The sequence below is a fragment of the Pseudomonas tehranensis genome (assembly GCF_014268615.1).
Lineage (GTDB): Bacteria > Pseudomonadota > Gammaproteobacteria > Pseudomonadales > Pseudomonadaceae > Aquipseudomonas > Aquipseudomonas tehranensis.
The window spans coordinates 1-7,773 of sequence record NZ_JABWQV010000237.1; the positions used below are offsets into that span (position 1 = coordinate 1).

Below are 7,773 nucleotides of genomic sequence, written 5' to 3' on the forward strand. Positions count from 1 at the left end.
GGCCGCTGTATCGGCCGGGGGACTGGGTATCGCTGAAAATCGTCGGCCGTGAATTCAAGAATGCCCGGGACTCGGTGCAACCGGCGGCCGCTGACGTCAATCTCAGCGTGCTGGATGCCACCGGCACCGAGCTGCAAACCCTGGCGCTGAAACTGGACGCCAAGGCCGGTGCCCAAGGCCGTTTCCAGTTGCCGGAAAACGCCGTGGCCGGTGGTTATGAGTTGCGCTTCAGCTACAAGGACCAGCTCTACAGCAGCGCCTTTCGCGTAGCCGAATACATCAAGCCGCACTTCGAAATCGCGCTGAACCTCGCCAAGCAGGATTACCGCACCGGCGAGCCGATCAAGGGCGCTCTCGTGCTGTTGTACCCGGACGGCAAACCGGTGGCCAACGCCAAGGTGAGCCTGAGCCTGCGGGCCCAGCAACTGTCGATGGTGGATAACGAGCTGCAATACCTGGGGCAATTCCCGGTGGAACTGACCAGCAGTGAAGTCACCACTGATGCCAAGGGCAACGCTACCCTCGAACTGCCGGCCGCCGACAAACCGAGCCGTTATACGCTCACTGTGTTTGCCAGCGATGGCGCGGCGTATCGGGTCAAGACCACCAAGGAAATCCTTATCGACCGTGGCGCGGCGAACTTTCGCCTGAGCGCACCCCAGCGTTTCAGCGCCGCCGGCGAGAACGTCTCGTTCAGTTACACCCACGAGGGTGGCACCGCGCAAAGCAACGCCGTGACGCCGGGCAGCTACGCCTGGGTGCGGCTGGAAGACCAGACCACCGGCGAAGGCAAGCTGGCGGCCAAGGACAAAGGCTTCAGCCTGACCTTCGAGCGCCCCGGCACCTACAATCTGACGCTCAAGGACGACCACGGCCGGGTGATTGGCGCCACCGGCCATTCAGTGACCGGCGAAGGCATCAAGGCCGTGCCGGGCACGGTCGAGATCGTCCTCGACAAGGCCCAGTACCAGGCCGGTGACGAAGCCCTGGCGCTGATCACTTTCCCGGAGCCGGTCAGCGATGCGCTGTTGTCGCTTGAGCGAGACAAGGTCGAGGCCACGGCGCTGCTGTCCAAGGGCGGCGACTGGCTGAAGATGGAAAAGCTCAGCGATACTCAATACCGCGCGCGCATCCCGGTGAAGGACGCTTTTGCGCCAAACCTGACCTTCTCGGTGCTGTACACCAAGGGCGGCCAATACAGCTTCCAGAACGCCGGTATCAAGGTGGTCGCGCCGCAGATTGACGTGGCCATCGTGACCGACAAAGCCACTTATCGGCCTGGCGACACGGTGACCGTTGACCTGAGCACCCAGTTCGTCGGCAAGGCGATCCCCGCGCACCTGACCGTCAGTGTCGTGGATGAAATGATCTACGCTTTGCAACCGGAAGTGGCGCCGACCATCGATCAGTTTTTCTACCATCCGCGTCGCAATAACGTGCGCACCAGCGCCAGCCTGTCGTTTATCAGCTACGACGTGGCCCTGCCGGGTAGCCCCGGTGCGCCGGGCAAGGCCAACCGCAGCGAGCGCGGTGTCAAAGTGCTGGAGCGACCTCGTCGGGAAGACGTCGACACTGCCGCGTGGCAACCGGAACTGGTCTCCGACGCCAACGGCAAGGCCCGTTTCACCTTCAAGATGCCGGACTCCCTGACTCGCTGGCGCATCACCGCCCGGGCCATCGCCGACGACGGCCAGGTGGGGCAGAAAAAGCAATTCATCGGTTCAGAGAAACCGCTGTACCTGAAGTGGAGCGGCCCGACCCGGTTCCGCAGCGGTGACAAACCGCAAATGGGCCTGTTCGCTTTCAGCCAGTCCGAACAGCCATTGAAGGCCGAGTTGCTGATCCGTTACGCCGGTACTGAACAGCGCGTGGTGGCCGACCTGAAGCACGGCATCAACTACGTGGCGTTACCGTCTCTGGAGCTGAGCAACGGGGACTTGAACGTACAGTTGCAGGTCAACGGCGAAACCCAGGACACCCTGGCCGTGCAACTCAATGCCATTGGCAACGGTTGGCAAGTCACCCAGAGCCAGCGCCTTGACGTGGTGAGCGGCGACACACCGCTGAGCCTGCCCCTTGATGCCAGCGATATCCGCTTGCGCCTGGACGACAGCCCGCAAGCGCTGTTCCGTTCGGCCCTGGATGACTTGTTGAGCTACCCCTACGGTGGCGTCGAACAAACCGCTAGTCGTCTGCTGCCGTTGAGCATCGCCTACCCGACCCTGACGGCGAACCCGCAGGTTCGCGATCGCTTGCGGCTGATCATGCAGAACAGCCGCCTGCGCCTGGTACAAATGGCCGGGCCAGCGGCGGGCTTCACCTGGTGGGGCCAGGTTGGCGAGCCGGATGCGTTCCTCACGGCCTATGCCTATTACGCTGACTGGCACGCCAGCCAGGCCCTGGACCTGAGCCTGCCGCCGGAGCACTGGCAGCGGGTGCTGGAGGTCTACGCCAAACAGGCCGGCGATACGCCGTTGCTGCAGCGTGCGCTGATCCTGTCGTTCGCCAAACAGATGCAACTGCCGGTGAACACCTTGCTCAGCGGCTTGATGGACGATCTGGCGAAAGCCGGCGAGGGCAGCGGTTCGAGCGTGATGGACAGTGGCGAAGACAGTCTGGTCATGAGCGCGCCGGATTCGGCCCTGGGCCTGGCCAGCGCGCGCGTGTTGACCGCTTCCCTCGCCAAGCAGGTGAAGGTGCCGCTGCCGGAGGCCTTCAGTCGGCAACTCGACGCCGCACAACAGCAACTGGACGTCAGCTCCCAGCCGTTCGTCGAGGCCTTGAGCCTGTCGCTGCAAAGCTTCGATCAGGCGCGTGCCAAGGCCTTGCTTGAGCGTCTGCTGCCGCAGCAATCCACCCTTGAGCGGGCCCTGGCCTTGACCTGGCTGCAACGCAGCATCGAACAGGCTGCGCCCGCCGTGGCACTGACCCCGGGCGAAGGCTGGAAGGCCCGGCAAGGCGCCACCGGTGAAACCTACTGGCAATGGCAGGGCGCGCAGCTACCGACCCTGCTGACCCTCAGCGGTGCCGAGGAGCGCCCGCTGCAGGCGGCATTGAGCTACCAGAGCCAGCAAGCGCCGGTGGCGCCGATGGCGGTGACCATCACCCGGCGCTTGTCTCGTCTGGTGCCGGGGGACGAGGCGTTCACCTTCAAGCTCGAAGCCGTGGGCAACAAGCCGCTGTCCAGCGACAGCCTTTATCTGGATGAAGTGATCATCAACAGCAAGGCGTCTACGCCGCTGCGCTACGGCATGCTCGAAGTGCCGTTGCCGCCGGGTGCCGATGTGGAGCGCACCACCTGGGGCATCCAGCTACTGGGCAAAGCCGGCAGCGAACCGACTGCCCTGGAGAAGGCCCGCTTCGAGCCGGGCCAGATGGGTTACGCGGTGCCGCTGGACGCCCTCAGTGGCGAGCTGCGCCTGCGGCATCTGGTGCGTTTCTCCCAGAAGGGCCAGTTCACCTTGCCGCCGGTGCGCTTCACTCAGGTCTATGCGCCACAGCATCAGGCTCGGGAACAGAAACCAGCGCTTGGTCAGGTCACGGTCAACTGACATGCGCAGACCTTGGGTCTGGTGGCTGTTGTGCCTAATCCCTGCGCTGGCTACAGCGCAGGACGAGCCGTTGCGCCTGGCCTTCGATGACCAGTTGCTGCGAGTGAGTCAGACCCAGGTGCTGGACCGCCAGCCCTTGCCCGATGCTCTGCAGGCGCCGCTGGGCAGTGTGTGGAAGCTGTTTGTCTACGCGTGGCTGGTGGATACCGATGCCCATGAGCCGGTTTATGAGTGTCGCGGTGAGTCCAAAGAGGAAGTCTATTGCTGTAGCGCCGGGCAGAGTATCGGTCGCGATCAGGCGTTGGTGAAATCCTGCGGCCTGTATTTCGAGCCGCAGCGGCTCGGTCTTTCGGCTTCGAACTGGCGCGAGTACTGGCAGGCCCGCCAAGCGCCGTCGTGGCTGCTTGACCTGCCGAGCCTGCAACCGCAAAAACAGGTTCGCGTGGCTGAACTGCTCAAGGCACTGGCGATGCTACCGGCTCAGGATCAGGCTCGCCGGGTGCTGCTGGACGTGGTGCTCAACGCAGCGGATGGGCGTCTCGTCGGCCAATTGGGCAGTCGTCTGCGGGTCAAGACCTGGAGCTGGCTGGGTGAGCAGGACTCGTCATCGCGCCAGGGCGGTTTTGCCGGTTGGCTGGCCGACGGCACGCCGGTGTGGGCCGGTGGGCGTGGCACCAGCGAGCAGATATTGAAGGCCTACGGTGATGGATTGGCGGCGGCACTGCCGTCCCGTTGGCCGGCGGAAACGGGGCGATGCGTGGAGGTGGACCTGTTCGCCCGGTATCCCCTGCAACGGGTGATGGCCGGTGACCGGCCGGCCATCCCAGGTCCGTTGCGCGGTGATTATCGTGTCGAATTCGCCAACGGCAACCAACTGGATATCCACAGCGACGGCGAGCTGTTCCTGCTGCCCGGCAAGCTGGTGGCGCGACTGGATCGCGAAGAGTACGTCGCCCGAGTCCTGCAGCGTGAAGCCAAGGCTGAACCTGCCGAAGCGGCCAAGGCCCTGGCCGTGGCGATCCGCAGTTACCTGCTGCAAAACGCCCAGCGTAACGGCGATTGCCTGAGTATTGATGACAGCAGTCATCGCCAGCGCGTCGCCCCGCGTCCGGCGGCGGCGCAAACCCGCGCCATCGCTGCCTGGACCAGCGATCTGGTGCTGGCCGGCACCGACGTGACCTACCACTCTGACCAAGCCGGCCCGGACAAACTGTCCTGGGTGCAAGCCGTGGAGCAAGCCAGCGCGGGCCAGCGCTACGACGCCATCCTGCTGCAGGCCTACCCGCGTGCCAGCCTCAGCCGCTGGGACAATCCGGTGGCGTCGTGTGAAGCGCTGCCCGCCGCCCAGGACTGGCTGTTGAAACAGCGACGCGGCTGGCGCCCCCGGCTGGCAGGTGAAGTGGGGTACAACGAAATCAGCGCTTTCGCCGTCTGCCGTGTCGCCTTCGGCCGGCCCTATGTCGACCGTGAACGCCGGCGCATCTACGTGCGCGGTGTGCTGTCGCTGCAAGACCGCCTCGATCTGACCCACGAATACTTGCACCTGGCCTTTGAAGCACATCCCAACGGCCAGGACGAAACCTACATCGAAGGGCTTGCCCGTCACCTTTTGCTGGAATAGACCATGACACTCCGTTATCCACAGGCCTTGCTGTTGCTCTGCGCTTTGGCCGTGTTGCCGCCAGCCATTGCCGGCGACGGCATCAAACTCGACACGCCGGTCGGCGGCTGGCGCAGCGGCGCCCCGGGCGGTGAAGGCGAGAGCTTCAGCCAGACCGTCAACTACCCGGCTTCGTCGGTCAACACGCCCCAGGGCCAGGCCAATACCGCCCGCATCAGCGGCCAGATCAAAGGCGCGCCCAAGGACAGCAACGAGCCGGGCAAACTCATCATCAACGGCGTGACCCTGCCGCTGAAACTCGACCCGGAAGGGCGCTTCGACCGGCCGTTCTCGTTCCCCAACGGCAGCAACAGCGTCGAAGTGCGCAGCCCTGACGGCCAGCAACGCCACCGCACCCAATTCCTTAACACCAGCGGCGGCGCCACCCCGGCCAAGCTGCGGGTCTTGCTGACCTGGGACAGCGACGGCACCGACCTGGACCTGCACCTCGTCACCCCGGACGGCGCCCACATCTGGTACGGCGACCGCGTCGTGCCCAACGGTGCCGCGCTCGACGTCGACGTCACCACCGGCTACGGCCCGGAAATCATCGCCATGCCCGCGCCGATCAAAGGCCAGTACCTGGTGTACGTGAACTACTACGGCGGCGGTTATCGCAGTGACGAGGACGGCGAGCAACAAGCGGCACAAGCCCTGACCACGGCGCAGATCACCGTCATCACCGAAGAGGGCACGCCAAGCGAGAAGATGGAAACCTTCGTGGTGCCGATGCGCACGGCGGGGGAGTTGATGTTGGTCAAGAGCTTCAGTTACCCCTAAGGCGCCGTCAGCAAGATGTCAGCCTGGGGGGCTGTGGGAGCGGGCTTGCTCGCGAAGACGACAGTACATTCAACATCGATGCAAACTGACCCGCCGCCTTCGCGAGCAAGCCCGCTCCCACATTGGATCTGTGGTGGACTGCGGGTTTGTGAACACCCCAAAAAAACTGGGGTGAGCTTTGCTCCCACAGGGTTGATCAGCGTTTGTGACAATTAAAAAATCTCACGCGTGAGCTATTGAGGGCAGTAGACATTCCCTGTAGTGTTTCTCACGCGTGAGTTTTTTCGCAGTGAGGTCAGCACCATGAACAGTCGCTCTCCAACAGATCCTGCGGGGTCTGCTACCGATTCAGCGAGCCGCAAGGGAGAGCGCTCGAAGCCGTCCGTGAAAAAACCATCCAGCTTTTACATGAAGCAGATGCGCGCGGGCTTGAGTGCCGCCGGGTATGTGAAACACGAGACTTGGGTGCTTCCCGAAAACCGGAGCCTGCTCAAGCAGATGGAGAAACAGCTACGCCAACCGATTCTGGCTGGCTCATTCATGTCGGAGAATTACATGAGCGCAGGTAACAACTGGAACATTGATCGCCTCTTCAGTGCCCTTCAGGCCCTCGACGAAGTGGTGGCGAACGACATCACGCTTTCCCTTGTTCAAGGCTCCGAGTCCAGCATCAAGCTGGAAATGAACGATTTCGGCGGCTTGCCGATTTACATCGCCGTGGTGGGGGATCAGATCATCGTCGACACCGTTCTGGTGGATGTCGAATCGATCAACGACGTCGCGGCCTTCAACGATGCCGTGCTGCGCAGCCGGGAAATGTTCCCGCTGTCCTCGATCGGTATCGAGTCCATGCCCAACGGGCAGATTGTCTACAACATGTTTGGCGCACTGAGTTCCGACTCCAGCCTGACCAACGTCGTGACTGAGGTTAAAACCCTCGTCGACAACGTCCAGCGCGCCAGCGAAGCCTTCGAACGTTTTTTCATCTAATTTTTCGGGAACAGGAACCATCCAATGACTCAGTCCATCTGGAGCAAATTGTTCACTGCGCTGCGTGGCGGTGCCAACGAAGTCGGCGAATCGATCGTCGACCAACAGGCCCTGCGCATCCTCGACCAGGAAATTCGCGATGCTGACAGCGCATTGGCCAACGCCAAGCGTGAGCTGGTCACCATCATGGCCAAACACAAACTGTCGACTGACCGCGTCAGCGAATACAACGCCAAGATCCAGGACCTGGAGTCCAAGGCGCTGGCGGCCATCCAGGCCAACCGTGAAGACCTGGCGCTGGAAGTGGCCGAAGCCATTTCGACCCTGACCACTGAGCTGGACGCCGAGCAGAAGCACGCGACCGAGTTCGGTGGTTACGCTGAAAACATGCGCAAGGACATCGTCAAGGCCGAGAACCGCATCAAAAGCCTGCGTCAGCAAGTGGACATGGCCAAGGCCCGTGAGAGCGTGCAGAAAGCCCAGGTCAGTGCTTCGATTGCCAGCGGCGGCGCCAATGGCAAGCTGGAAACCGCCGTCGGTACGCTGAACCGCCTGCAGGCCAAACAACAGCAACGTGCCGCAGAGCTGCAAGCCCAGGACGAACTGGCCGAGGCTTCGACCGGCAACGACCTGGAGCGCAAGCTGCGCGATGCCGGCATTACGCCAAACGAAGGCAGCGCCAATGCGATTCTTGAACGCCTGAAGAAAAAATCGGCTGAGTGATCTGTTCGGGCTGATCAATTAAGGCAGGCTGAGCGCAAAACTTGTGGCGAGGGAGCTTGCTCCCGCTGG

At 62.9% G+C, this 7,773-nt stretch carries 5 protein-coding genes; all 5 read left to right on the forward strand.

Translation table 11 applies throughout. The features are described from left to right. Positions 1–3,551 (forward strand): alpha-2-macroglobulin family protein (locus HU811_RS22675; RefSeq protein ID WP_186658188.1); only part of this gene is annotated, 3,551 nt, incomplete at its 5' end. Between the two features lies 1 nt (position 3,552). Then, a complete protein-coding gene (locus HU811_RS22680; RefSeq protein ID WP_186658189.1) occupies positions 3,553–5,172 on the forward strand; it encodes a DUF2300 domain-containing protein in 1,620 nt (539 codons plus the stop codon). Between the two features lie 3 nt (positions 5,173–5,175). Continuing rightward, positions 5,176–5,991, forward strand: a complete 816-nt coding sequence (locus HU811_RS22685; RefSeq protein WP_186658190.1) for a YfaP family protein — start codon at positions 5,176–5,178, stop codon at positions 5,989–5,991. A 408-nt stretch (positions 5,992–6,399) separates the two neighbouring features. Further along, the gene (locus tag HU811_RS22690; RefSeq protein WP_092394936.1) at positions 6,400–6,981 is read left to right on the forward strand and encodes a YjfI family protein; all 582 of its coding nucleotides are present in this window, start codon (positions 6,400–6,402) and stop codon (positions 6,979–6,981) included. A 24-nt stretch (positions 6,982–7,005) separates the two neighbouring features. Next, a complete protein-coding gene (locus HU811_RS22695) occupies positions 7,006–7,704 on the forward strand; it encodes a PspA/IM30 family protein (RefSeq protein WP_092394744.1) in 699 nt (232 codons plus the stop codon). Positions 7,705–7,773 lie beyond the last annotated feature (69 nt).